Source organism: Sulfuricurvum sp. RIFCSPLOWO2_12_FULL_43_24, assembly GCF_001829605.1.
In the GTDB taxonomy this organism is placed as follows: domain Bacteria; phylum Campylobacterota; class Campylobacteria; order Campylobacterales; family Sulfurimonadaceae; genus Sulfuricurvum.
This window is the reverse complement of sequence record NZ_MIBT01000117.1, coordinates 1-26,936: the sequence shown is the minus strand read 5'-3', so window position 1 is coordinate 26,936 and position 26,936 is coordinate 1. Positions and strand designations below refer to the sequence as shown.

At 44.9% G+C, this 26,936-nt stretch carries 22 protein-coding genes; 8 read left to right on the top strand and 14 right to left on the bottom strand.

The window, feature by feature from the left end; genetic code table 11:
* Nucleotides 1-685, bottom strand: a 685-nt coding sequence (locus tag A3G19_RS10915) for an ATP-binding protein (RefSeq protein ID WP_294872822.1), incomplete at its 3' end; no start/stop codon positions are given.
* 98 nt (nt 686-783) lie between these two features.
* A complete protein-coding gene (locus tag A3G19_RS10910; protein ID WP_294872819.1) occupies nt 784-1,311 on the bottom strand; it encodes a YaeQ family protein in 528 nt (175 codons plus the stop codon).
* 66 nt (nt 1,312-1,377) lie between these two features.
* On the opposite strand from A3G19_RS10910, the gene mnmH reads away from it, so the two are divergent.
* From mnmH to A3G19_RS10885, 5 genes are all read left to right on the top strand, one after another.
* Complete coding sequence (gene mnmH / locus A3G19_RS10905; protein WP_015653167.1) at nt 1,378-2,403, top strand: tRNA 2-selenouridine(34) synthase MnmH; 1,026 nt, start codon at nt 1,378-1,380, stop codon at nt 2,401-2,403.
* Nucleotides 2,387-3,421 carry a selenide, water dikinase SelD gene (selD, locus tag A3G19_RS10900; protein WP_294872816.1) on the top strand — a complete coding sequence of 345 codons (1,035 nt, stop codon included), beginning with the start codon at nt 2,387-2,389 and terminating at the stop codon, nt 3,419-3,421. The genes mnmH and selD overlap by 17 nt, the downstream gene beginning before the upstream one ends.
* An 85-nt stretch (nt 3,422-3,506) precedes the next feature.
* Nucleotides 3,507-4,598, top strand: coding sequence for a transglutaminase-like domain-containing protein (locus A3G19_RS10895; RefSeq protein ID WP_294872813.1), 1,092 nt, complete (start codon nt 3,507-3,509; stop codon nt 4,596-4,598).
* Nucleotides 4,595-5,203 carry a sulfurtransferase TusA family protein gene (locus A3G19_RS10890; RefSeq protein WP_015653164.1) on the top strand — a complete coding sequence of 203 codons (609 nt, stop codon included), beginning with the start codon at nt 4,595-4,597 and terminating at the stop codon, nt 5,201-5,203. The genes A3G19_RS10895 and A3G19_RS10890 overlap by 4 nt, the downstream gene beginning before the upstream one ends.
* Entirely contained in the window at nt 5,191-5,457 is a 267-nt protein-coding gene (locus A3G19_RS10885; protein ID WP_294872809.1) for a heavy metal-associated domain-containing protein, read from the top strand. Before A3G19_RS10890 ends, A3G19_RS10885 begins: the two co-directional genes overlap by 13 nt.
* Before the next feature lie 90 nt (nt 5,458-5,547).
* Here A3G19_RS10885 and A3G19_RS10880 read toward each other — a convergent pair whose 3' ends face one another.
* The 4 genes from A3G19_RS10880 to A3G19_RS10865 all read right to left on the bottom strand — a co-directional run bounded on the left by A3G19_RS10880 (nt 5,548) and on the right by A3G19_RS10865 (nt 10,324).
* Nucleotides 5,548-6,231 carry a response regulator gene (locus A3G19_RS10880; RefSeq protein WP_294872807.1) on the bottom strand — a complete coding sequence of 228 codons (684 nt, stop codon included), beginning with the start codon at nt 6,229-6,231 and terminating at the stop codon, nt 5,548-5,550.
* Nucleotides 6,228-7,544 carry a HAMP domain-containing sensor histidine kinase gene (locus A3G19_RS10875; RefSeq protein WP_294872805.1) on the bottom strand — a complete coding sequence of 439 codons (1,317 nt, stop codon included), beginning with the start codon at nt 7,542-7,544 and terminating at the stop codon, nt 6,228-6,230. The genes A3G19_RS10880 and A3G19_RS10875 overlap by 4 nt, the downstream gene beginning before the upstream one ends.
* Nucleotides 7,545-7,603: 59 nt before the next feature.
* Complete coding sequence (locus tag A3G19_RS10870) at nt 7,604-8,056, bottom strand: hypothetical protein (protein ID WP_294872803.1); 453 nt, start codon at nt 8,054-8,056, stop codon at nt 7,604-7,606.
* Nucleotides 8,057-8,242: 186 nt separating this feature from the next.
* Complete coding sequence (locus A3G19_RS10865; protein ID WP_294872801.1) at nt 8,243-10,324, bottom strand: TonB-dependent receptor; 2,082 nt, start codon at nt 10,322-10,324, stop codon at nt 8,243-8,245.
* Between the two features lie 212 nt (nt 10,325-10,536).
* Here A3G19_RS10865 and A3G19_RS10860 point away from each other — a divergent pair, with 212 nt between their 5' ends.
* Nucleotides 10,537-14,694 (top strand): filamentous hemagglutinin N-terminal domain-containing protein, encoded by a 4,158-nt coding sequence (locus A3G19_RS10860; RefSeq protein ID WP_294872799.1) that lies wholly within the window; start codon nt 10,537-10,539, stop codon nt 14,692-14,694.
* The gene (locus tag A3G19_RS10855) at nt 14,694-16,376 is read left to right on the top strand and encodes a ShlB/FhaC/HecB family hemolysin secretion/activation protein (RefSeq protein WP_294872797.1); all 1,683 of its coding nucleotides are present in this window, start codon (nt 14,694-14,696) and stop codon (nt 16,374-16,376) included. Before A3G19_RS10860 ends, A3G19_RS10855 begins: the two co-directional genes overlap by 1 nt.
* Nucleotides 16,377-16,571: 195 nt before the next feature.
* On the opposite strand, the gene acs is transcribed toward A3G19_RS10855, so the two are convergent.
* The 8 genes from acs to A3G19_RS10815 all read right to left on the bottom strand — a co-directional run bounded on the left by acs (nt 16,572) and on the right by A3G19_RS10815 (nt 26,385).
* Nucleotides 16,572-18,530, bottom strand: coding sequence for an acetate--CoA ligase (gene acs / locus A3G19_RS10850; protein WP_294872795.1), 1,959 nt, complete (start codon nt 18,528-18,530; stop codon nt 16,572-16,574).
* Nucleotides 18,531-18,542: 12 nt separating this feature from the next.
* The gene (locus tag A3G19_RS10845; RefSeq protein ID WP_294872793.1) at nt 18,543-19,157 is read right to left on the bottom strand and encodes a 3'-5' exonuclease; all 615 of its coding nucleotides are present in this window, start codon (nt 19,155-19,157) and stop codon (nt 18,543-18,545) included.
* Nucleotides 19,157-20,980, bottom strand: a complete 1,824-nt coding sequence (locus A3G19_RS10840; RefSeq protein ID WP_294872791.1) for a putative nucleotidyltransferase substrate binding domain-containing protein — start codon at nt 20,978-20,980, stop codon at nt 19,157-19,159. The genes A3G19_RS10845 and A3G19_RS10840 overlap by 1 nt, the downstream gene beginning before the upstream one ends.
* A gap of 90 nt (nt 20,981-21,070) precedes the next feature.
* Entirely contained in the window at nt 21,071-22,732 is a 1,662-nt protein-coding gene (locus A3G19_RS10835; RefSeq protein WP_294872789.1) for a cation acetate symporter, read from the bottom strand.
* Nucleotides 22,732-23,046: a DUF485 domain-containing protein gene (locus tag A3G19_RS10830; protein WP_015653152.1), complete on the bottom strand. Its 315-nt coding sequence runs from the start codon at nt 23,044-23,046 to the stop codon at nt 22,732-22,734. Before A3G19_RS10830 ends, A3G19_RS10835 begins: the two co-directional genes overlap by 1 nt.
* Before the next feature lie 12 nt (nt 23,047-23,058).
* Nucleotides 23,059-24,396, bottom strand: a complete 1,338-nt coding sequence (locus A3G19_RS10825; RefSeq protein WP_015653151.1) for an OprD family outer membrane porin — start codon at nt 24,394-24,396, stop codon at nt 23,059-23,061.
* Between the two features lie 137 nt (nt 24,397-24,533).
* Entirely contained in the window at nt 24,534-25,196 is a 663-nt protein-coding gene (locus A3G19_RS10820; protein ID WP_015653150.1) for a response regulator transcription factor, read from the bottom strand.
* Nucleotides 25,177-26,385, bottom strand: a complete 1,209-nt coding sequence (locus A3G19_RS10815; RefSeq protein ID WP_015653149.1) for a HAMP domain-containing sensor histidine kinase — start codon at nt 26,383-26,385, stop codon at nt 25,177-25,179. The genes A3G19_RS10820 and A3G19_RS10815 overlap by 20 nt, the downstream gene beginning before the upstream one ends.
* A 105-nt stretch (nt 26,386-26,490) precedes the next feature.
* Between A3G19_RS10815 and A3G19_RS10810 the strand changes: the two genes are divergently transcribed.
* Nucleotides 26,491-26,936, top strand: a 446-nt coding sequence (locus tag A3G19_RS10810; protein WP_294872787.1) for a peptidylprolyl isomerase, incomplete at its 3' end; no start/stop codon positions are given.

The following is a 26,936-nucleotide window of genomic DNA, read 5'->3' as shown; positions in this document are numbered from 1 at the left end:
TAAAGAGAAGGGAACGATTATCGACGCGATGCTGATACAAGAAGGTATTCGGTTCCATCGAGCGAAGAACTGTCGTATTGTAATAAAAAGCATTCGTACAACGACCGACAAAGAGGAATGAAAACAGAAGTTTAATACGCGGGTTCTCAAACATCTCATGCGGCTGTGCCAAAAAGGTGAGGCCGAATTTTTTCAGGTTAACAAGATCGAAGATATAGAAAATAAAGTCTTCGAATTTGGTATAAAACCCTTCTAGGCTGGCGATTTCCTGCATAATGTAGTAATAATTTTCCAAAAGTTCACGCTTTTGCATCATTTGAGAAAGCTTGCTTTTGATATCCCGTTTACTTGCAAAAAATGCAGGGCTGACTGCCATATAGATATTTTTACGTTCCGCGATTGCGGTGTCCAATGCAGCATCAAACTCATCACTTTCATTAAAATGCATATAGTAAAAATCGCTGCTGATTTTGAATTTTTCTTCAACTTGATCCGGGGTAGGATCGGAAAAATCGAGATAAAGGGTAGGAATACCGCTCTCAATTACAAATTCTCGAATTTTATTTGCAAGGTGTGTTTTTCCTGAACCCGGTTCCGCCAGAATAAGGGTATTTTCGCGCAATACGCGGTCTTGAAGTTCGAGAGTCGCGATAGAACTTTTAAATTTTCCGATTTTTCGTTTCATGCGTTTATCCGTAAAGTGAGATAATAGTGGGGATAAGTATAGCTAAAGGTAACAGATTTAGAGATAAAGGAGGAACAGGTGTAGCGATTAGTGACGTATTATTGCCACGGTTCTTGTAGTATCGTAACATCTCCCCGTTCACTGTGAAAACTGAGCTCTCCGTCACTGATATTGCATTGCAGACGCATAGAGCGTGCACACAGCTTCTCTATTTCCTCCGCATCTAAATGGATTACACGGAGATTTTTAAACCGCGCAAACGTCGCACCGTATTGTCTCCACCATGCGGTGGCACTTTTGAGGTTATAGGTATAAACGATGACCTGTTCAGAGCGTCCGCACGCCTTTCGGAGCCGTTTCTCATCCATCTGTCCCAAATCGATCCACAGCACCACTTCGCCGCCGTAGTTTTTCTCCCACAGTTCGGGTTCGTCATCCCCTCCGATCCCTTTTGTGATAACCATCTGGTCGGACGCATGAAGAGCAAATGCTGCAAGACGGATCATTAAACGCTGATCCGTCTCGGAGGGGTGCTGTGCGATTGTGATCTCGTGAGTCTCGTAGTAGTTGCGATCCATATCGGCTATGCTCAGCTGTGCTTTGTAAATCGTCGAACCTGCCGCCATGAGAACTCCCTTGTATGTGTGGGATTATGGCATAAAGGGGCTTATAATGGAGCTATTAGCGGATAAATGGTAAAATTCGAAATGATACAAACCATACCGATTGAAACCTTTTTAGAATCCCAAAATACTTATGACCTTATCATCGATGCGCGAAGTCCGCACGAGTACGGTGAATCCCACGTCCCCTCTGCGCAAAATTTTTACGCGCTAAGTGACGAAGAGCATCACGAAATCGGGACGATATACAAACAGATATCCCCATTTGAAGCACGTGTAAAGGGAGCTTCGTATGTCTGTCTCAACGCGGCTCGCCACATTCACGATATCTATCCGACATTTACCCCAAACTCCAGAATAGCGATCTATTGCGCACGCGGCGGTATGCGTTCTTCCTCACTCGGAACGATCTTGTCCGATATAGGATACCGGATCGACCGTGTTATCGGAGGATACAAATCGTACCGAACGTTTGTGACCGACTATTTAGAGAATCTCCCGCCACTGCATTTTATAACCCTTGCCGGAAATACGGGGTGTGGCAAAAGCGACCTCCTGAGTGAACTGGACAATGTGATCGATCTTGAAAAAATGGCCAATCACTACGGTTCGGTCTTCGGCGATGTCAACGGCGCACAACCCACCCAAAAAGAGTTCCAAAATCGGTTGACCCATGCCCTTCTCGCTCTTAATCCAGCCCAAAGTGCTTTTGTCGAAGCCGAGAGCAAACGGATCGGAAAAATCATGCTTCCCGCTGCACTTTACAAGCAGATGGAATCGGGATTTCGCGTTGAGATCACAGCACCTCTGGAACAGAGAGTGGAGCGGATCATGCGAATGTACGATGCGATGGATGAGCGCTTTTTTATGGCGCGGATGGAACGAATTTCTCCCTACATCAGCCGTGACGATAAAGATTCCAGTATCACCGCATTTCTTAACGGTGATTTGTCCAGAGTTTCTGAGATCTTATTGACGCAGTATTACGACAAAGTTTACAAAGTGACCATCAAGCCTGATGTAAGTATCTGCAATGATGACCTCACAAAAACACTCGAAATTCTCAGAGGAATTCAAGATGAACAACGACGCTAAGCTCACAAAATTTGTCCGGGCCTCGGGATGCGCTGCCAAACTCTCCCCCGGCTCGCTCGAAAACGTCACTTGTCATCTGAAATCGTTTCACAAAGATTTACTCGTCGGATTTGAGGGGAATGAGGATGCGGGCGTGTACCGCATCAGCAGTGATCTTGCGATGGTACAGACGGTTGATTTTATCACCCCCGTGGTCGATGATCCCTTCATCTATGGGCAAATTGCGGCGGCGAACTCTCTAAGCGACGTCTTCGCCATGGGGGGCGATGCCAAGACGGCACTCAATCTCGTCGGATTTGACGGAAAAAACCACCCCACCGAAGTGCTCACCGAGATTCTACGCGGCGGGCAAAGCAAAGCGCAAGAGTGCGGTGCGGTAATCGTCGGCGGACATACGATCGAAACCCCTGAGATGCTTTATGGTCTCTCATGCACCGGATTTGTCCATCCCGATAAAATACTCCGTAACAATACGGTACAGGAGGGGGATTTGATCGTCCTCACCAAACCTCTGGGACTGGGAATCCTGATCACCGCAATCAAAGCAGACCTGCTGGATGAGCCTACCGTGATGAAGGTCGCTGAAACGATGCGTACCCTCAACTATAAAGCCTCTCTCATCGCACGGGAGTTTGATGCTCATGCGTGTACCGATGTGACGGGATTCGGATTTTTAGGTCATTTGGCGGAGATGAGCGGAGGCACTAAAACGATAGAAGTAGAGTGCTCCGCCGTCCCGTTTTTCGCCGAAGCGTTGCCGATGGCATCGATGGGGATCATCCCAGCGGGAAGCTATGCCAACAAAGAGTATCTCGAATCCAAAGTACACTTCAGACGTAACGTCGGAGCCGATATGGAGATGATCCTTTTCGATGCCCAAACATCGGGGGGACTTATGATTGCGGCGACCCCTGAAAATGCCAAAAAGATGCTAGAACGGTGTCTGAACGAGGGGATACCTGCTGTGATTGTTGCTCAAGTTCTCGCTAAAACAAATAGTGACATTGTAATACTATGAGTGCCGTTCGTGGTGAGCTTGTCGAACCATGAACTTACCCTTCGACAAGCTCAGGGCGAACGGGAATTTATAAAAAAGGATGTTTATGCATAGACGCGAATTCATTAAAAAAACAGCTATTACGGGGGCGATTTGCCTCACCCCCTCTTTTCTTAACGCCTCTTCAACACCGACGATCAAAGAAGGTCTTGCAGTGTATGAACTCCGCTGGAGCTTTGATCTCTCCCACCATAGCACCAAAGAGTGTTCCCTATGGGTTCCCCTCCCCTCCGATATCAACGGATTTCAGCGCATTATCGAGCTTGGAAACACAACCAATGCAGAGAGCCATTTCGAGAGCGATCATAACCTCTGCGGCGCCCGTACCTTTTATGCCCATTGGGAAAAAAGTGCCGTGAGCAAAACACTCGAAATAACGATGAGTATTGCGCTGAGAGATCGCCAATGCGATTTCCGCCCCAAACGAATCTGCCCCGAAACACTCGAAAAAGCGAGAGAGTTTTTAGCCCCCTCAGCCCATATCCCCACCAACGGAGCCGTTGCCAAAGTTGCCAAAAGTATCGTCGGAGGAGAAAAAAATCCCCTCAAAAAAGCCCGCAAAATCTACGACTGGATTGTGGCGAACAGCTACCGTGATGAGAGTGTCCAAGGATGCGGCGTAGGCAGCCCGAATGCGATGTTAGCAACGTTGGAAAAAGAGGGTCGCATGGGAGGCAAGTGCCTCGATATGTCGGCACTCTGCGTTGCGCTGATGCGCGCCAGCGCTATCCCCGCACGTGAGGTGATGGGGATTCGGCTCGGAGCTTCACGTCTCTCTCCTGCCTTTGGAGCGGGCGAAGATAATACCAAAGCCCAGCATTGTAAGGTGGAGTTTTTTATCCCGAATATGGGATGGATACCGTGTGACCCTGCCGACATCACGAAACTGGTTCTCAAAGAAGGAATCGATAAAAACTCCCCCCGCGCCCGTGAACTCGCCAACAAATTCTTCGGCTTTTGGGAGAACAACTGGATGGCACTCAACCACGCCCGCGATTTCAATCTCTACCCCGCCAATACCCAAGGTACCCTCGACTCGTTCGGCTACCCGTATACCGAAGTGGACGGCGAATACCTCGACCCCTTTGATCCGAAAATCTATCGCTATACGTTCCACTCCCTCAGAGGTGTTCTATGATCCTAGACTGCCGTGATATGGATTGCCCCGCTCCCGTACTGGAGACAAAAAAGGCTCTCGATGCCCTCCCAGAAGATGCCGTCCTTATCGTAGAGGTCAACACTCTATCAGGACGGGAAAACTGCAAGCGCTTTGCCCTCTCACAGCACTGCACCTTTAGTGAAGAGGAACTTGCCCATGGGGCTACCCGTCTCATCATCGTAAAAGGGAGAGGATACGTTGAGAACGATGAAGAGAATCCCGTCGATGTCATGATGCAGCAGGAGCGGCGCAGCGCGGTACTCATACTGTTCGGTGCACTCATCACGGCGCTTCTCTCTGCCTCATGTTGTTTGGTTCCGACCCTTTTTATGGTGTTCGGCATCTCCTTCGCAGGGGTTATCAATGTTCCCGAACTCAACAGTTATCGGTGGCTATTTACCGCCTTTGCCGTTTTGATGCTGAGCATCGGATTTTACCAAATGGTGATCAAAAAACAGATCGAATGCGATTGTGTCCCAAGCCTCACTTCTAAAATCTTATTGATCCTTTTTTGGGGACTCTTTCTCTTTAGCCTTGCCGCCCTCTTCTATCCCTATTATGAGGTATTGATATGGGGAGAATAGCCATCAGCTTGCTTCTATTGGTCTCTCTCGCGTACGCCAAAGAGTGGAAGCTCCATATCAACGGAATGCACTGCATCGCCTGCACACTGGCGGTTAAAAAAGCGTTGATGGGTGTCTCAGGAGTTCAAGAGGCGAAAATCAATTTTAAAAATGAGAGTGCGCTCGTTATAACAGATGAGAAGATTACGCTTCGGATGATGCAGGATTCCGTGGCACAGACTGGGTATAGCGCCATAGCGCAGGTACAAAAATAAAAGTACGTTGATTTTTTTAAGGGATAATAGCCGCCGAAGAGAGAAAATAGAGGATATCTCACAAATTGCTTAAGCGTGATTCGTAAAATGCTACTCTTGACAATAAGCGATGTATCCTACATCTTTGATGTTTTTGATATTAAGATCGGGGCATTTTTTACGAAGTTTGACCATTATATTACGTAGGGATGCTTCATTATTCGTTTCGGTATTACCCTCTTCATCGTAAAAAAAAGTCTCATATCCCACGGAGTATCCAATGTTTTTAATAAGAAGACCTAAAACCCTCCGCTCGCTTTTTGAAAGTTCCAAAAGAGTTTTACTCTTAAAAATCAGCCCTTCTTTATCAATGGTATATTCAAGCCTATTTTTAGCCGATTTATTAGGGGTAGATATCAACTCCGTAGCCACTTTATCAAGAGCTTGTTTAAGATCAATCGGAGATACCGGCTTGATGAGATATTTGCTCATATCAATCTCGGTCGCTTGCAATAACAACTCTTTTTCGGAGTGAGCCGTTAACATAATGATCCGTGTTCCTGCATCCTCTTTTCGAATTCTTCGCGCTACTTCCAAGCCATTTATTTTTGGCATATTGATGTCAAGTATGACCACATCAGGCATATAGCGGTTATATAATTCCAGCGCCTCTTGACCATCGGATGCAGAGTAAACGGCTTTAAAGTAGGATTCAAAATACTCATTCATTTTTGCTTGCACGTTGTTCTCGTCTTCCGCATAGAGAAGAGTATATTCACTCAAATTTTCTCTCACAATATCCCCTTTTTTAACGTAATAGTAAATTGTGCACCGCTGTGCGTATTTTGAACGGCTATCAAACCGTCCATATGTTCTTCGATAATCATTTTGCAGATATAAAGTCCCAGTCCACTGCCACCGCAGTGATGTTTCGTAGAGTAATAGGGTTCAAAAATACGGTGGATATGCTCATCGGCGATCCCTCCGCCGTTATCTTCAATGATGATAGTAATCTCCTCAGGATACTCCGCTACGGAGAGAAAAATCTTTTTATTTGGGATATTACGCTGTTCTAAAATATCTACGGCATTGGTCAGTATGCTGATAATAACTTGAATTAGTTCATTTTTATAGAGAGACAGGGTGATCTCATCGGCTTTCTCAAAACAGACGATTATATTCTTAGTAACACTACTGAGAAGGTTCAATGAATAGGTGAGAATATCGTTGATATTTACCGTTTCCGTTTCGTTGTCTTTGCGAAAGAAACTTCTAAAGTCTTCGATGGTTTGAGACATATGACCCGTTAGATCGGTCGCCTCTTTAATCGTCTTTTCCAGATACTTTTCATCCAGTTTCCCCAGTTCATAAGCTCGGTCGATAGTCAGTAAAATCGCATTAATGTTCATAAGGGGTTGACGCCACTGATGGGCGATATTATCGATCATCTCCCCCATCGATTCGAGGCGACTTTTATGGGAAAGCTCTTTTTCGGATTGCATCCGTTTTTTTAGCTCCTCTTCCACTTTTTTGAGCATTTCGATGGTTGCATTATTGATGACTGCAACTTCATTTTTCCCCTCCATAGGGGCGATCTCCATTTTTACCCCAGGCATATAAGAACTCAGCGTTTTCGTAAGATTTTTTAGCGGCTTGATTGAAAAATGGATCAGTAACATCAAAATAATCATCAGTCCGATAAACAAATATAACATATGGATCAAAAATGAGTTATACGCATCAATCGTCGTGTACAAAAATTTGGAATGGGTGTAATGAATGGTGATAAAACCTGAAGACGTCCCTAATAAACTGTCATGCATTTCGATCTTCAACTCTCTTGATGACTCATCAGTACCGATATGCCTCTGTTGCAATGCTTCATAAAACGGTTTCATTGCTGTATCGCTCAATGTTACCTTAATGATTTCAGAATTGGTATCAAAAAGCTGTTTGATGGCATTTTTATAGCCGCTTTCGAGTCCTAAAGCATAGTTGATGCTGATAGCAGGCTCAACAGTTTTCGCAATCGAAGCAAACTTTTCATCTTCCAATAGAGTGAGTTGTCTATGGACGGTCTGATAATTTTGATAGCTAAAAACAGCCATAAATATCATCATGACCAAACTGATGCTAAAAATTATTTTGAAAAAAAGCGACATATTTTTCATTTTATTTTCGCTATCTTGTAGATTATATTATCTAATACTATATCGCTTTGTTTCAGGGCTTCCATACTTATGTAGAGGGAGACTTTATCACTTACATATAAGCTCATCAACGTTCCGTAATCGAGATAGTTACTCTCATACGCAAAGGTGATACGGGAGTTTTTTTGTGCCGTTTTATTGACGTTGATAATACTTTTTTTCTCTCCGTAAAGTTCATAGTAGGCAGTAGTATCTTCTGAGGGATCAAAATCTCTGTACTCTTTTAGTACAACCTGAAGAGGGTGCTCTTTTAGAAAAGGATAAAAGCGAATCATCTGCGTCTTAAGTTTGTTGGCAACATTGATATCTTCATCAGAGTAAAGAACGATTATCTTGACACTCCCGTTGACTAATTTATTTTCGATTTTGGTATCACTGAGGAGTATTTTAGGAAAAATTTTAGCATGCATTTCGATCCTACTGCTATTATATGGCTCAGCAAAAGCGCCTAAAAACAGAGATAGGAACAGTATTATAAGTCTCATGCACAAATGCATTTGGCGAGATTTGAAAGAGAATTTAGGTTTTTAATTGATTTCATTGCAACAAAATTGTAACCTAATTTAGAGATGAAGAGCAACTACAACTATAAAATTTTAAAAATCATATTGTAAATTTGCATAGACAACTCTTCCTTCTCGCTGCATCGGTGAGACATTTATACCGGAAGAGGGATAATAATAGGTCGTATCGAATACATTTTTAACGATAAACGCTGCGGTTAAATCTTTTGAAAACCGATACTGCAGCGTTGAATCTACAAGTAAAACATCATCGATCTCTCCGTTGTATTTAGCCAACTCTTTTTTACCGTAGTATCGTGCAACATTACTCCAGTTCAGAGAGGACATTACCGGATAAATATAGGCCGCATGAGCCATAACTTGTGAAATATTCGGGTTGTCGATTTCAATATTTGTTCCGAGATTGACATTTGTATATTTATATTGCGTATAACTACCATTGAGCATAAGTTTCGAGCGATTTTCAAACTCTTGGGTATATTCCAATTCAAGGCCATGGCTATAACGATATTGTGCGTTGTTGTGATAAATAAACTGATTATCAAAAGTAGCATCAATCGCATTTTTATAAATGGAATAGTATATGTTGGCTCTCAGTGTCTGATTGGGCTTGGTGTATACATACGCCGCCTCGTAAGTATCGACACTTTCAGGTTTAAGTGCAGGGTTTCCGACATAGATTCCCAAATGATTGGTCAAATACGCCTCCGTGTACGATGGTGCACGATACGCTCTGGAAGCTATAAGCTTATAGATGTTTACATCATCTTCTGAATAGACCAATGCCCCGCGCCAACTGAGCATGGAGTTAAAATGCTCATAATCATCAAGCCGAACATTGAGTGAAATATCTAGTACATCACTGGCATGATACAGCTCTTGAAAATAATACGAGAGCAATCTTTGCTTCTCGCTGGGTAGTGTATAAAAGCTTCTATCACCGCTGAGTGTCGTAAGCTGTGTTTGATTAGCCCAATACACTCCAGGAAAAAATGGATCGGGAATACCGATTTGGCTAATAACATCAACATTGGTCGCATAGTGATTTTTACTCAAGTCTACATACCCGGCATAAACACCGATTTTAAACTTGTGATTGTCAAACTGCTCATTTTCAAGGGCAACCTCCGCATAGGTCGTTTGCATCGTATGCTGCATATTAAAATGAGGATTCGTCAAACCGACCATATTGGGCTCGATCTGATAATAGTAGGTATTTACCTCATAGTGATCCTGCAAAACTCCAACATCCGCTTTAAGGGCAAAATCATCGGAGAGCTTAGACTCGTAGGTTAGCTGTGCGGTTGCCGTGCGGTATTGTGTGTACCCATTATCATCAAAATCCAGCACACCAAAAAAACCGTAGTAATTTTGAGAGTGTTTTTGAAAATAACGAGAGGTAAATGTCCACTCATCATTATGGGCAATAAACCCGAAGCTTCCCTCTTTTAACCCCTCGCGTGATATTTTTTCACCGCTAAAAGTACCGTTAACCCCATACATTGCAGGCAATGGAGCGGATAATAGTGCCACCGGTGCATTAGGAGCATCTACCGTCCGCTCATGCTTTTTATAATAGGTATCAAAGCCTATGTCCCAACCACCGACTTGCGTATGTAAGAGAGCTGATCCTTTGCGATAATTAAAACTTCCGGATTCCACATTAACGCTGTTATTGGCACTTTTGATAGCCGATTTCGTGATGACATTAACCGCTCCTAGAAAGGCACCTTGTCCGTAGATGGCAGATGCTCCACCACGAAAGACTTCTATTCGATCAATGAGTTCAATAGGAAAATCTCCATAGTAGTTATAACTGAGGTCTACACCGTCAATAAAATATTTCATTTTGATGGAGACAAAATTATTGGGCTCACTCGCCCCTCTCGTGATTACTTTATTGTTTCCGGAGGATGACATCGACGTTTCGATTCCGGGGACAAACTCAAAAGCTTCCTTGAGGGTTCTAACGCCCATTGCTTGCAAGTCATCACTGTAAAGCACTGTGAGAACAGAGGGTTGATGATCGATGTTGATGTTGGTCTGAGTCGTGAAATTGCTCACTTCTTTAAAAAGTGACTCAAAATCACTTTTTTCTTGCGCAAAAAGAGCAACCGATGTTAATAAACAGCAAACAATTTTTTTATACATCATTTTTTCTCTTTCTGGTTATTTCAAACACACTTAAGTCAGAACAGACTCGTTTTATAATAAAAAATAACAGTTCATTTAATGCAGGAATAATAGTTAATATTTACTTAAAATAAGCATTTATTATAAATAAATAAAAAAATCTTTTTATTTGATGATACTCCGATGATACTTGGCCTGTATGATTCATCCCGAAATTTACACCGGAGAGTACAATGAGACCATCCAATAACTATCGCAATGCATTTCGCATTCTAAAAGGGGGGAAAATTTCCCTCGTTGTTTCTGCACTGGTAGCCGGAAGCACCATGACGTTCGCTTCACCCAGCGGCGGAGTAGTGCAGACAGGTACGGCAACCATCAGCCAAAGCGGTTCGATAACCAACATCGACCAAAGCACCCAGCGGGCGTCCATCAACTGGCAAAGCTTCAGTATCAGTTCTAGCGAAACGGTCAATTTCAATCAACCCAACAGCTCAGCCATTACCCTCAACCGTGTTGTCGGAAATGAAAACTCGGTAATTAACGGTGCATTGAATGCAAACGGGCAAGTATGGATTCTAAACTCCAATGGTATCCTCTTCGGTAACGGTGCTTCGATCAACACAGCTGGCCTTGTTGCCAGCACGATGAACATGAGCGATCAAAATTTCATGAACGGCAATTTCACTTTTGAATCTACCGGAAGTACCGCAAGCGTTATCAACATGGGAACCATCCATGTTACCGATGGTGCCTATGTCGCTTTGCTCGGTAAAGAGGTAGTCAATCAAGGACTTATTCAAGCGACTATGGGGACAGTAGCCCTTACAGCGGGAGATAAAATCAGCCTCAACTTCAACGGCGATTCACTGGTAGGTATCGCGATCGATCAAGGGACACTCAATGCCCTTGTGGAAAATAAAGGGGCGATCATCGCCGATGGCGGTAGTATCTTCCTCACCACCAACGCGGCCCATGAGCTGATCAACGGTGTGGTCAACAACACCGGACTCCTTCAGGCGCAAACCCTCGATGACGTGACCGGACATATCGAAGTGTATGCCCACGGCGGAACGGCGGATATCGGTGGAGAGATCAAAGCGGAGGGCGGTTTCGTAGAGACATCAGCTGATGTGTTGAGCGTAGCCGAGGGGACAACGATCCACGCCGGAGAATGGCTAATCGATCCGCTGAACGTCACGATCGACGCCGCAATGGCAGCGACACTGGAAGGGCAATTGGCCTCCGGCGATGCCACCGTCACCACCAGCGTTACCGGAACAGATGCAGGTGATATCAATGTTAATTCGGCGATCAGCTGGAATGCAAATACCCTAAACCTCATTGCGGATCATGATATCAATGTCAACGCCGCTATGAGTGCCACCGGAACGGCGAGACTTGCGATGAGTGGAAATGTGAAAGTGGGCTTGAGCGACACCGGATTCGCCGGAAAAGTGGATATGGCAACCGGCACGTCATTGAGTATCAACGCTAACGAATACACCATTATCAATACCCTTGCAGACCTTCAGGGGATCGGGAACTATAACAGTGGAAAGTATGTATTGGGGAGCAATATCGATGCCTCCGCAACAAGCACGTGGAACGGCGGTGCCGGTTTTCAATCGCTCTACCAATTCAACGGCAAGTTTGACGGTCTCGGGCACACGATCACCGGTTTGACTATTAATGGGAACGGTCAATATGTCGGTCTGTTCGGATTTGCGAATAGTGCCGATATCCGTAATACCGGGATGATCGACGAAAGTATTGCGGGTTATTATATGGTCGGGGGACTGGTAGGGTACGCCCCTAATACCGTCATCACCAACAGCTACGCTACCGGAGCGGTAAGCGGCACCTATTATGTCGGCGGACTGGTCGGATATGGACAGAGTACTACGATCACCGGCAGCTATTCCAGCGGAGCGGTAAGCGGCACCTATTATGTCGGTGGACTGGCCGGGAGGCTGTCCAGTTCTACCGTTACCGATAGCTTTGTTATGGGGAGTACGATCACCGGGACCAACAGTGTCGGTGCCGTGATTGGACAGGGCTATAACAATACGCTCAGCAACAGTTTTTATAATATCGACGGAACAACCGTCAACGGTGTCCATACTCTGGGTGCTTACGGTATTTACGACGCTCAGTTTAATGACTGGATGGCAGGCTCACGACTCTCTCTTTCGGCAGCGACCTATCTGGGTGCGGCGGATGCCAACGGCTACTATTCGATCGACTCATTGAGCGATCTGAACAACATGCTGGCATTTGCCTATACTGCTGGGCTGAAATTCAAACTCATGAACAATCTCACCCTTGCCGCAGGGTGGTATCTCCCTGAACTGCACGGGATATTCGACGGTAACGGCAAGACGATTTCGGGGCTTAATCTCCAGCTCTCTAGTGATAATGTCGGTTTTGTCGGCAGCCTTGTAAACGGCGAAATCGACAATCTTACGATTGCCGACGCGGCAGTCTCAGGGAATTACAATGTCGGCGGATTGGTCGGATACAGCATCGGCGGTACCATCAAAGGGAGTAGCGTCAGCGGAACCGTCAGCGGTATGGGCAGTGTCGGCGGATTGGTCGGATACAGCGATGAGGGGAGCGTTATCAGCAACAGCAGCGCGAGCGCTACCGTAACCGGCACCGACTGGGATGTCGGCGGATTGATCGGGTACAGCTATAATAACACGATAACCGGAAGCCACGCTAGCGGAACGGTCACCGGAGTTGGCGAAGTTGGCGGATTGATCGGATACAGCGATGGCGACACCATCAGCGACAGCTACGCTACCGGAGCGGTAAACGGTGAACGTTATCTCGGCGGATTGGTCGGATACGCGTACGGCTATATCGATCAAAACTATGCCTTGGAAGTCAGTGTGGATGGTTTGACACCGCAGCAGATTGCGGAGGGCCTTACGGCGTATCAAGCGCGAAGCGATGTCCAAGCCCTCCTCGCTCAGGGGTATTCACTCCATACGTACAGTAACGGATCATACTATGAGGCCTATGTGTACAAAAATGTTAAGTTTGGGGAAATCTCCAACTCCTATGCGACCGGAGACGTCACCGGCACCCGTTATGATATCGGCGGTTTGGTCGGATACAGCGATGGCGCCACCATCAGCGGCAGCTACGCTACCGGAGCGGTAAGCGGTGATAGCTATGTCGGCGGATTAATCGGAGAAGCGTACGGCTATAGTGATCAAATTTCAGCCTTGGAAGTTACTGTGGATGGTTTAACACCGCAGCAGATTGCGGAGGGCCTTATGGCGTATCAAGCGCGAAGCGATGTCCAAGCCCTCCTCGCTCAGGGGTATTCACTCTACACGCAAGAGGGTAATACCTACTATAGCGCCAATGTGTACAAAAATACTCAGGTAGGCAGTGTCTCCAACTCCTACGAGACAGGTGCTGTTAATGGATCGAGCGATGTCGGCGGATTGGTCGGATATAGTTATGGCTCAGACATCAGCGGCAACTATGCCAGCGGAGCCGTCACCGGTACCAATAATGTCGGCGGATTAGTCGGAACGATGAGTGGTTATAGCGATAATACTAATACGTTGTATGTCTATAATAGTGGTTTGACGTCACAGCAGGCTACAGACGCAGTTACGGCATATCAAGCACGCAGCGATGTTCAGGATCTCCTCGCTCAGGGGTATACCCTCTATACTTATAACGGAGGATCATGGTATCAGGCGTACGTAACTCAGCATACTCTCGTGGGGAGTCTCTCCGATTCGTATGCGACCGGGGCCGTTAACGGAGTATTCGGCGATGCGATCGGGGGAGTTGTCGGTGCGATAGACGGTGCCATAATCACCAATACTTACGCAGCTGGGACGATCACGACAACCGATTCGACGAATGTCGGCGGAGTGATCGGAACGATAGACAATTCTACGATTACCGATAGTTTCTATGATAAAACCCTCAACCCAACATTAACAGAAGACGCAATGAATGTCGGTAAAACTACAGCTGAACTGCAAACGCAAAGTACATTTAGCAATTGGGATTTAAATACGGTCTGGGGACTGGACGGAGCCAAAAACAACGGATATCCTTATCTTCAATGGCAGTCTCCTGCGACAGAAACTACAAATCAAGATCTCGAAAGCGTGATTACGTCAATCATCAATGAAAATGAAATTAACACTGAATCTCCAAAAACAATTATAGCAATGGGGACCCCGATCACCGAAACATTTGAGGGGAGAGATTCTCTTATTCAACTGACTGAGGGAGGAGTCAATCTCCCTGAAGGTATTGCGCAGGAGTTTTTTGCAATGAATGAATCTAATGGGCAATACAATGATATGCATACCGATACGGTATTCAACAAAAAGTCAAAAAAAGGGGCTAAATAATGCGTAAACTGATCACTCTATCACTGGCAACTACTTCTATATTACTTGCAGCAGCGCCTATTGTTCCGAATATCAGCGACGTAGTACGCGAAACAACTCTGCCAAAAGGGATTGAACCCAAAAGCGAACCGCTCATCGAAATCGGAGGAACCGAGAAATATACTCCGGCCATGAAAGATGACAAAAGCGGTAAAACCGTACGGGTAAAAGCTTTTAAAATTACCGGTGCTGTCCATATGGATGTGAATAAACTCCAATCACTGATTGCCTCCTATACAGGAAAAGAACTTACTTTCGTACAGCTTCAAGAAGTAGCATCGATTATTACTAAAGCATACCGTGATGAAGGATATTTTGTCGCCAGAGCCTATATCCCGGTCCAAAATATGCAAGAAGGGATGATCGAAATCGCAATTATTGAGGGAAACTACGGTGAGGTTAAACTCGACAACACCTCTCTCGTCAAAGATTCAGTTGTTCAAGAAATGCTCGATAATGTTAAAGATGATAAAATCGTCAACACTGACACAGTAGAGCGTGCGTTGCTCATCATCAACGAGACTCCGGGTGTCAAAGTAACCCAAGCGAATGTCATGCCCGGTTCAAAAGTCGGGACCAGTGATTTCGTCATAAAAACTGAACCAACTGCTCGCTATGACGGATATATCCTCGGAGATAATTATGGAAGCCGCTATACCGGCTATAACCGCCTGATGGCAGGGCTTAACCTAAACTCTCTCGCCAACATCGGAGATCGGCTCAGTATGAGTGGATTAGTCAGTAACGGTTCAGACTTAAAATACGGTAAACTTGCCTACAGTGCGCCTCTAATGCCAAACGGTCTTCGCGGAGAGCTCAGCTATTCTGCAACCGACTATAACCTCAAAGAAGAGTATACCTATCTGGATGCTGAGGGTAAAGCACGGATTATGGAAGCCTCACTTTCTTATCCGATCATCCGAACACGTGCCGAAACACTGAAACTCACTAGCAATATTGCACAAAAAGATCTGAGCGACTATCAAAGCGGAAGCCTTGTCAACGATAAAGACATTACCGTTTTTACAATCGGACTGGCGCATACGAAAAAACAAACTCTTTTGGGGATGAGCACGCAAACCAGTACAGGGGCAACGCTGACATCGGGTAATTTGAAATTTATGGACGAAACGTCAAAAGCCACAGACGCTGCAGGAGCAAACACACAGGGTCGATATACCAAGATTGAAGGCTATGTAGGAAATACGTTGGCATTCGATCAAGAATTGTCACTCGATTCAACCCTAAAATTCCAAAAAGCGCTAGGAAATAAAAATCTCGATGGAAGCGAAGATTTTAGTCTCGGGGGAACAAGCGGGATCAAAAGTTATCCTACTTCCGAACTCAATGCTGAAAATGGAATTATGGTCAATATGGAACTCTTTAAAATGCTCCCCGCTTTTAACAACGTCACTCATAAAGCGGGGCTCTTCTACGATATTGGAAAAGCATCGATGAGTGATAGTAGTAAAGATACTACGTTTCAAAGCCATACCCTTCAAGATATCGGTATAGGCTATTATGCCTCGTATGAAGGGTTTTTTGCTAAAGTAGAGCTTGCCCACATCATCGGCGGCGGAACGGTCACCAGTGAACCTAGCTACACTAATAAACTTCTCGTTCAGCTAGGCTGGAGCTTTTAGGCTCCAGTCCCCCTTCTCAATCTATCCTTAATCCTTTAATGCATTTCAAAAATTTGTATCCGCACAACTGAATATTTCTAAAAGTAAAACAAAAAGTCTAGTACTAGATGATTGTAGAAGAAGGTAAAAAATAAAGAGCGAAATAGCAGTACTTTTCCCGCCGAAGCGAGAAGGGAAAAAAAGAACGGGTAAAACTTACCCTTTAACTTTCGCTTCGATCGTCGCAACGATACTTGGATCTTCAAGCGTTGAGATATCTTGCGTGATTGCTTCGCCTTTCGCGATAGAGCGGAGGATACGGCGCATGATTTTACCAGAGCGGGTTTTCGGCAAGCCCGGGACAAAAACGATATCATCACAAATCGCAATGTTACCGATCTCTTTCATGATCACTTTGTTGATCTCTTTAACCATCTCCATCTCTTCACCGACGGTGTCATCGCTTTTGAGAACGATGTAGGCAAAGATACCCTCACCTTTGATATCGTGCGGCTTACCGACAACGGCTACTTCCGCGACGTTCGGATGTTTTTTACATGCCGCTTCTACTTCAGCGGTTCCCATACGGTGACCGGAAACGTTGATAACGTCATCGGTACGTCCTGTGATGGTGATGTATCCGTCTTCGTCATAGATTGCACCGTCACCCGTGAAGTATACCGGTTGTCCGTCTTTTTTAACATCCCCGAAATACGATTTCACGAAACGCTCAGGATCACCCCAGATGCCGCGAATCATCGACGGCCAAGGACGGGTTACACACATATACCCCGGCTCGCCCGCTGCGACTTTGATACCCGTTTGAGGATCAAGGATCTCAGCGATAATACCCGGAAGCGGGAACGTTGCACATGCAGGTTTAATCGGAGTCGCACCCGGCAATGGAGAGACGATATGTCCCCCCGTCTCAGTTTGCCAATAGGTATCAACGATCGCACATTTGCCGCCTCCTACTGCCTCATAGTACCATTTCCATGCCGGAGGATCGATCGGCTCACCGACGGTTCCGAGAACTTTCAAAGAGCTGAGATCGTATTTAGCCGGCTCATCTTCACCCATTTTGTGCAACACGCGGATCGCGGTCGGAGCGGTGTAGAATTGGTTGATTTTATACTCTTCGACCATTTTCCACGGACGTCCCGCATCCGGATAGGTCGGTACACCCTCGAACATCACCGTTGTCGCACCCATCGCCAATGGTCCGTACACGATGTAGGTGTGTCCGGTAATCCAGCCGACGTCTGCCGTACACCAGTAGGTATCGTTCTCTTTGACATCGAATACCCATTCCATCGTCATTTGCGCCCAAAGGATATATCCCGCACTGTTGTGTTGAACCCCTTTTGGTTTTCCGGTAGATCCTGAAGTGTAGAGGAGGAACAACGGATCTTCGGCATCCATCATTTCCGCTTCACAGATGCTTGATTGATTTTTGATGAGTTCGTTGTACGAGTAATCGCGCCCTGCTACCCACGTAATATCTTCATTATTTCTCTCAACAACGAGTACTTTTTGTACCGGAGATTTTTCATCGATTGCTTGATCCACAACCGGTTTGAGCATGTACGGTTTGTCTTTACGGAATGCTCCATCGGCGGTAATAACCACTTTTGCCTCGGCATCTTCGATACGGTCTTTTAACGCTTCAGACGAGAATCCGCCAAATACGATCGAGTGGATTGCACCGATACGGGCACACGCGAGCATCGCATATGCCGCTTCAGGGATCATCGGCATATAGATAACAACACGGTCACCTTTTTTGACATGAAACTCATTTTTAAGAAGGTTTGCAAATTTATTGACGTTGTAATAAAGCTCAAGATAGGTAATAATTTGTTTGTCACCACGGTCACCTTCGAAAATGATCGCCGCTTTATTTTTGCGTGAGCTGAGGTGACGGTCGATACATTGGTGAGCAACGTTAAGTTTTCCGTTCACGAACCATTTGTAAAACGGTGCATTGCTCTCGTCGAGAACTTGGGTATACGGTGAAAACCAGTCGATTTTCTCAGACGCAAAATGTCCCCAGAACCCCTCATAATCCTCTTGTGCCCATGTTTGCAAATCATGGTATTCACACATATTTTTAATTCGGGCATTTTTAGCGAACTCGCGGTTCGGCTGAAAAGTTGGTTTTACGATATCACTCATAGTTAAGGCTCCTTAGTGTAGTTTAAGTGTATTTTTTAATTTAATGTAGACCATTGCGGTCATTATCGCGTCATTCAATGCGTTATGCTGTCCCATCCTCGGGATTTTCAAATCACGGAGGATTGTATCAAAGCGCAAATCAATATTTCCTTGAGGGATCAGGGCAATTTTTTTATCAAAATAAAGTCCGGAAACCTCGATCTGTTTATGGGGAAGTTCACACCCCAACCACGGCTTAATCAGACGATTCATCATCGCCATATCAAACTCTAAATAATACCCAACCAAAGGGCGATTTCCGATAAAATCGAGAAACTTTTTTGCCCCTTCCAAGGGTTCATGTGCGTGTTCCAAATCACAGGGACGAATGTGGTGGATTTTGATACTTTCAACACTGATTTCTTTGTCAGGTTTCAAGAATATTTCAAAACTCTCGGAGGTCAAAATACGATCCCCTTTTACCTTTACCGCACCGATGCTGAGTACCGCATCTTTTTTGGTATTGAGTCCCGTCGTTTCGGTATCAAAAACGACTACTTCATCACCGCAGTAAGGCTCAAACATCCACGCATAGTTTTCGTCCTTCAATCCTCGGGCGTTCCATGCACGTTTGAGTCGCTCGAACATCAGACCACCATACCCAAATGAAAATGATAGGTGAGAAACTTTTTAAAGGTATTCACGATTTTAAATGCATCTTTCAACAAATCCCTCTCTGCCTTACTCAGCAATTTAGGGTTCACATAATTTTGTTCCTCACTCCCCTGCTTTTGTCCAAGAATAAATCGCAAACGGATGCTGAGCAACGTGTCATACGCTTCGATCAACTCGCTCGCGTACGCTTTGTCGAATAATCCTAGATTATTGAGTTCTTTGATCCGCTCGGTAGTATTGGTTTGAGTGATTTTATGCTCCAAAGAGAGGATGCGGATTCCGTGAACGATCGCAAAAATCCCCCCTTTTTTAATATCAAATTCACTTCCATGCTCGGCACGTCCCAAAACAAACCCTGAGAACAGACTCAAAGGAGTTTCAAAAGCCAAAGCAGCTTTGGCCAAATGGGCCATTACGTCGCTTCGACCCTCAAAATGCTCATTCAGGTAATTTTGACACTCACCCAAGAGTGTTTCATCCCCCGCAACGCAGTGAGCATCGAGAAAAATCGACAGCCCCATCAATGCCTCTTCGCTCAATGTATCGACCCAGTCACTTATGAGATTTTTATATCCACCGACACTGCGTCGCCAGTACGGATTGGAAACCATCACATTACCGCTGCATTTTGGGAATCCCAATTGCAAAAGGTAACCGTTTAACTGCATCATATACGGCTCAAATACCGCTTCATCTTCACCATCGCGAATAATCAAAGCATTATCCTGATCGGTTCGCAATATCTGCTCTCCGCGTCCTTCGCTCCCCATTACGATCAAAGCGCATTTATCTTGGAGTTCTGAGGGAACGACCATCTCGAAAACTTTGCGATACACTTTAGCGTTTAGCTCGCTCACGAGTTTGGAAACATACCGAACCCGTACCCCTTTGGTCGTTAGGGAACGGACAAGATGGGTCAATGAACGCTGTGCATTTTGGAGCTCATCGATACTCACCGCACGCTCGATTGATGCGGCAATGAGATGGGTGTGGTTGGCAAAATGGCTGAGGAGATCAAGCTGCTCTAATATTCCGACAATTTCCTCATTTTCAACAACAACCAGCCGTTTAACTCCGTGTTTGGTAAAGAGAAGCAATGCATTAAAGAGAAAATCGCTCCGCTCGATACTAATCAAACCGAACGTCGCGATCTCGCCAATCGGATCACGACTGCTTTTATCCGCTAAAAGTACTTTTTCTCGTAAATTAGTGTCGGTAACGATTCCGACTCTCCCCCCATCACGAACCAAAATCACCTGCCCATTCTGATCCGCCATTTTTTGCAATGCTTCGCGGATCGAAGTCTCTGCATCAACGAAACACGGAGTATGAAGATAGATTTCATCGACACGGGAAACCATAAACGGTGTTAACTCATTTTGATGCTGTCGTTCTTTGAGGTTTTGGTGTTTGGTAATGAAATCTTGCATGAAGTAGTTTTGAAACGGTTCGACGTCTTGGAGGAGATTGAGGAATGATTCTTTAGGGAGTTCATAACAGATGAGATCTTCGGCGACACTGAAGGTGCTTTGGGTATTTCCGTATATGAGGGAGTTGGCGTCAAAGCTGTCGCGCTCCCCATACACGTTTTGGAGTTCACCCTCGATGGTTTCGTTGACAATACCTTTGATAATGATATACAGGGATTCCGCCCTCACCCTCGGAGCGATCAGTACCGTCTCCTTGGGATAGTAGGCTATATCCATCTGTGTCATCAGCTGCTCAATCATCCTCTCGCCCAGCAGGTCGAAAGGATGGATCGACATCAAAAGTGCTTTTTGATCAAAAAGACTCAAGTGTGCTCCTATAATATTTTCCCGTCATTGCGGATCGAGTCCGCACTCTAATAAATTAGATCCTGAATCAAGTTCAGGATGACGAATTCGTTAATGCTCTACAGCACCTTCTGCACCGATACCCGTTTGACTTCGGATATATTGTGCTTCGTACGCTTCTTTCTCTTTTTCTGAGTTTTCACTAGAATCGGTGATCGAGAAGAACCAGATTCCGATAAACGCTGCACTCACAGAGAAAAGAGCCGGATATTTGTAAGGGAAAATTGCTTCCGCATTTTTCAATACGTCTACCCATACGGTTGGCCCAAGTACCACCAACACCGCAGCCGTCAATAGACCGAGTGATCCACCGAGCAATGCACCGCGAGTGGTGAGTTTTGACCAATACATAGAGAGGAACAAAATAGGGAAGTTCGCACTTGCCGCAATCGCAAACGCCAATCCGACCATGAACGCAATGTTTTGATCTTCAAATGCGATACCGAGGTAAATCGCTACGATTCCCAAAATAACCGTTGAAATTTTAGAAACTTTCATCTCCATCATACCATCTGCTTTACCCTTACGGATAACACTCGCATACAAGTCATGTGAAATCGCTGATGCACCCGCCAATGTAAGCCCTGAAACAACCGCAAGGATTGTTGCAAACGCTACCGCAGAGATAAATCCGAGGAAGAAGTCACCACCAACTGCATGGGAAAGGTGAATTGCCGCCATATTATCGCCGCCGAGGATCGGAGCACCGCCGTCAACTGCTTGTTTCGCAAGGTCAAGATATTGCGGGTTTTGGAATACCATAACGATCGCACCGAAACCGATGATAAACGTCAAGATATAGAAATACCCGATGAAACCTGTCGCATAGAAAACCGATTTACGTGCTTCTTTTGCATCGCTAACGGTGAAAAAGCGCATAAGGATATGCGGAAGACCCGCAGTACCGAACATCAACGCCACACCGAGTGAAATAGCTGAAATCGGATCCGATACCAATCCGCCCGGAGCCATAATTGCATTCGTTTCTTTCATTTGTACCGCAGTCGCAAACAAGGTTTCGAAGTTAAAGTTATAGTGAGCCATAACTGCAATCGCCATAAATGTCGCACCAGAGAGGAGCAAGAACGCTTTGATGATTTGAACCCAAGTCGTCGCGAGCATTCCCCCGAACGTTACGTAGAGGATCATCAATACACCGACGAGGATAACCGCGATCTCATAGTCCAAACCGAAAAGGAGTTGGATCAATTTTCCAGCCCCTACCATTTGAGCGATCAAATACAATACAACCGTCAAGATTGAACCAAACGCCGCCAATGTACGGATAGGCGTTTGACGTAAACGGTACGATGCAACGTCTGCAAATGTATATTTACCGAGGTTACGGAGCTGTTCAGCCACCATAAACAAGATAATCGGCCAACCGACCAAGAATCCGATTGAGTAGATGAGTCCATCATACCCTTTCGCATACACGAGAGCTGAAATTCCCAAAAACGAAGCCGCTGACATATAGTCACCCGCAATCGCCATACCGTTTTGGAATCCAGTGATCCCTCCGCCGGCAGTATAGAAATCTTTTGCCGTTTTGGTACGTTTTGCCGCCCAATAGGTGATCCCCAAAGTTGCCCCTACGAAAATCAAGAACATGATAATCGCCGACATGTTTAACGGTTGTTTTTCTACCGCACCGCTGAGTGCCTCACCGGCAAACGCAGCAACCGAGAAAAGAGCTAATAATAACGCTTTCATCACTCTCCCTTTGCTTTAGCTTTGATTCTTGCAGTGAGTTCATCAAACTCAGTATTTGCACGTCGAACATAAATACCTGTAAGGATAAATGCGCTGATGATAACAGCGACACCCACCGGGATTCCAACGGTTGTAACCGAGCCTTCCGATAGCGGAGTCCCCAAAATTGACGGATCAAATGCGATCACCAATACGAATCCGAAATAGATCACCAACATAACGATCGTCAGTGTCCAAGCGAACTTGCTGCGCACACGGGTGAGCTGTAAAAAATCGGGATCGTTTTTAATACGATCAACCATCTCTTGTTTCATAATAAACCTCCTTTAAAAGTTATAGTTTGCGATAACGCGGTATTCATCCCAACTTGTGTCTTCAGCCGCATTTTTGAATTTATCCGGGAAATTCCCGCGTAAACGAAGTTGAAGATTTTTTACCGCTTCCGGATTCCAAATAATATCAAATCCCGGTTCTGTTGTTTTACCTGTAGTATATCCACCTTTGCTACCAACATCAAAACTAGCGTAATATGCGCTTGCAGTAACGTTAGCACCCATATCTTTAAAGTTATAACCGCCACTAACTTTCCAAGCATCCGTTCCACTCATAAACTGATGACGTGTAACCATACCTTGCGTAAATGCCGGCATACCGCCCCATGGAGTGATAGTTCCACCTTTGATGGTAGCTGTATCACTTTCATCGTTTTGTGAATACGCTACTGCCGCATTAACATTACCGTATTTAGCGGCAAGCTGAACACCCCAATACAAGCTATCAACTTCTCCCGCCAAATTATCACCAACATCACTTTCTTGGATCAATTGTGCAGAACCGGTCATCTTGATATCAGAATTCAAAGGGCATCCCCATGTTACATCCGCTTGTGCATAAAGTGCATTGAGAATATCATGCGCATAATAATCCCATAATTGTAATGTCGTATTTGGAAGCCCTTTGTAGATAGCGGCTACCGCAGTTACTCCATTGGTGTCTGTTCCTTCACCTAATGCTGCAACTCCCATCTCCAAGAAATGCCCGCTGCGGTAAGTTCCTGAAGTAGCTGTTCCGATCAAGCCATACCCTGATGTCAACGCTAACTCTCCACCTGAATACGCATTGGCAAAGGTGCCATAATTAATCTTTGTTACGTGTGCACCGATCAATGTCAAATCTTTAACATCGCTATTACTGAGGACTAAAGCTTCGAATGTATTTGGCAACATACGTGCATCATCACCACCTGCGAGTGGAGTATTGAGTTCTTGGCGACCGAATTTGATCGCAGTATTGCCGATTTTATACTGCAAATAAGCCTGACCAAGCGTTGAATACCCGTTGCTTGTTGTGCTGTCAACCAAGGTAGCATCATTTTCTTTCGCCACATCACTTTTACTGTCAAGTTTATTGGTCGTATAGAACATCGCTCCCATGCTAAAACCGGATAGACTTCCTGTTTCATATCCGAGTTTACCACCAATAGCGGCTGCATCGCGAGAATAGTCTGCGGTAGCACCGCTATAATCGATAGAACGGTCAATGTAAAAAGCACGGACTTGCCCACTGGCTTTCCCCTCTTTAAACATTCCTGCTAAATCATCGGCGGCTGAAGCACTCAGAACCATTACTGAGGCTAAAAGCGAAAGACGTACTGTATGTCTCATTCTCACTCCTTGATAAGTTTTTTACACTGCCATTATGAAAACAAAGCGTAGCATTAACGTAGCAATCGTTAAATTAGAAAAATTTATTGTTAGAAATGGAGAGGAGGGAAAGAGTAATGTGTAAAAAAGTAACTTTATTAACTTTTAGGAATATCGATCATATAACCTAACGCGCGGATATTTTGGATGAAATCTTCCTTCAAAGACTTTTTAAGACGACTCACTTCAGCACGTATTGTTGCATTATCCACGTACTCTTCGTCCCATACGTAGTTGCGAAACTGATCAAAATCAACCACACGCCCGCGATTACGCGCTAAAAGATCGATCATCTGGAGCTGCCGTTTGGTGAGGGGGTGTGTTACGTTATCACACATCAATGTAGCGGTTGAAGCATCGTACGCGTAACTCTTTGAAAGACGCAAATGATTTTGAGGAATCGTACAACTTTGCATCACTTTATCAATACGCAGCGAGAGTTCTTTAAGATGAAACGGTTTTTTCAGATAATCATAACACCCTAAATCATACGCTCGACTAATTCCCTCGATATCAACCAAAGCACTGATATAGATAGCGGGAGGACGTATTTTAAGTGTATGAAGCTGTTCAAGAAGATCAAGCCCATCGATCCCCGGAACATTAATATCGAGTATCAACAAATCGAATGTCTCTTTTTTAAGTGCTTCAAGAGCATCACTCCCATCATAAAATGAAGTGACCCGGTGGCCCGAAGAGAGCAGGTATTCATTAATCGCTTCACTGAGCATCTGCTCGTCTTCAAGAAGGAGAATTTTCAATGACGCCCTTTTTAAAAGAATATTCGAAGCGGGTCAATTTGCTGTCTGAAGAAATTTTAATCTCAACCCCGTCTTCATCGCAAATGGATTTGACCAAACTAAGCCCCAATCCAAATCCATCGGTTTTTTTCCGTTCCCGATAGTATGCCTCAAATATTTTGTCTACATCTTGAATTTTAGCCGATTTGCTCTCAACCCAAAAACGGCATTCTTGGGTATCACACCCTACTCCGACCCGAATCTCCTCCCCGTTTTTGGTGTATTTAATCGCATTGGTCAGGTTATTATCGATCACCCGTTGAAGTTTGGTCTCATTAAATTGTATCCATGATTGAAACTCCGGCTCATGATAATTAAACGTAAGGTTTGAGAAATGGGCAACCTCATCGAAAAACTCCAGCCGTTTTTTGACATATTCTCCCAAATCAATCGCTTTTTTGGGATATTCGATCTGATCTTTTTTGACCAGATAACTTAAATCATCGTAAATACTAAAAATATTTTTGACCGCCGCTTCGATTTTGGCGAGATAGCGATTACGCCCTTCATTCATCGAAAACAGCTCGATATTTGCCATAATAACCGATAAGGGTGTATGCGTTTCGTGGATAGCATAACGGATAAATTGCTTGTGAGAATCAAGAAGCCCCTGAGAAAACTTTTGCTCTTCTTCAAGTGCATCATTTTTTTGCTGTAATGCCTGTGTTTTAAACTTAACTCTCTCTTCCAATCCGGCATTCAACTGTTGCAAGGAATCTTTTTGCTCTTGCAATGTCATTGCCATCTCATTCGCAAATCCTGCCATCCGTTTGAATTCAGAAAAATAGAGTTCATCGTGTTCTATCAGCTCTGTTTTCTCACGGGCTGACTCAAAAAAATTCAAAAACCGTTCCATATCCCGAGCAATCATACTGTTTACGATCTTCGAAATACCGATAATAAAACCGAACAAAATCAATGCCAGTGTCGCAATTTCAACAATGATTTTAATCAACCGCCCTTTGAGAGCATGAGGATCACCATGTATCCCTACAAGTGTGTCACCCGCAGCCATCGCAAATTGACGATATTCATCATAAATCAGCAAAGAGGAAAAAATAACGGTAAAAAAGAGGATAAATACAATAGTATAGAAGTTAAGATCGCGTAAAGAAATATTGTTCAACCAGCGCTGTAACCAAGATTCCACAGTTCACCATCACCAAATTAATTTCGACCATTATAACCCATTCCCTTTTGATAGTTAAGATTGTTCTACTATAATTTCAAAAAATTCCTCCAAGGATCACACAAAATGTTCGGACGTAAAGAACTCAAGAATTACAATGCTACCGCTGAGGAGCTCGCATCTTACCAATGGGCGAAAATGACCACCGCAAAAGGGGTTATGTGGATCAAACTCTACAACGATGAAACCCCCAACACGGTTGCTAACTTCGCGGCACTCGTAAACGACGGCTACTACAACGGTCTTAACTTCCACCGTGTAATCCCTGGTTTCATGGCTCAAGGCGGATGTCCTCACGGCACCGGGACCGGCGGACCGGGTTGGGCAATCCCATGTGAAACGGCGCTTAACAAACACCGTCACGTAAAAGGCTCTCTCTCTATGGCACACGCAGGACCAAACACCGGAGGAAGCCAGTTTTTCATCTGTTTCGTAAGCACTCCGCATCTTGACGGTGTTCACACGGTATTCGGCGGAATCGAAAGTGATGATGCGGAATCTATGGCGGTTCT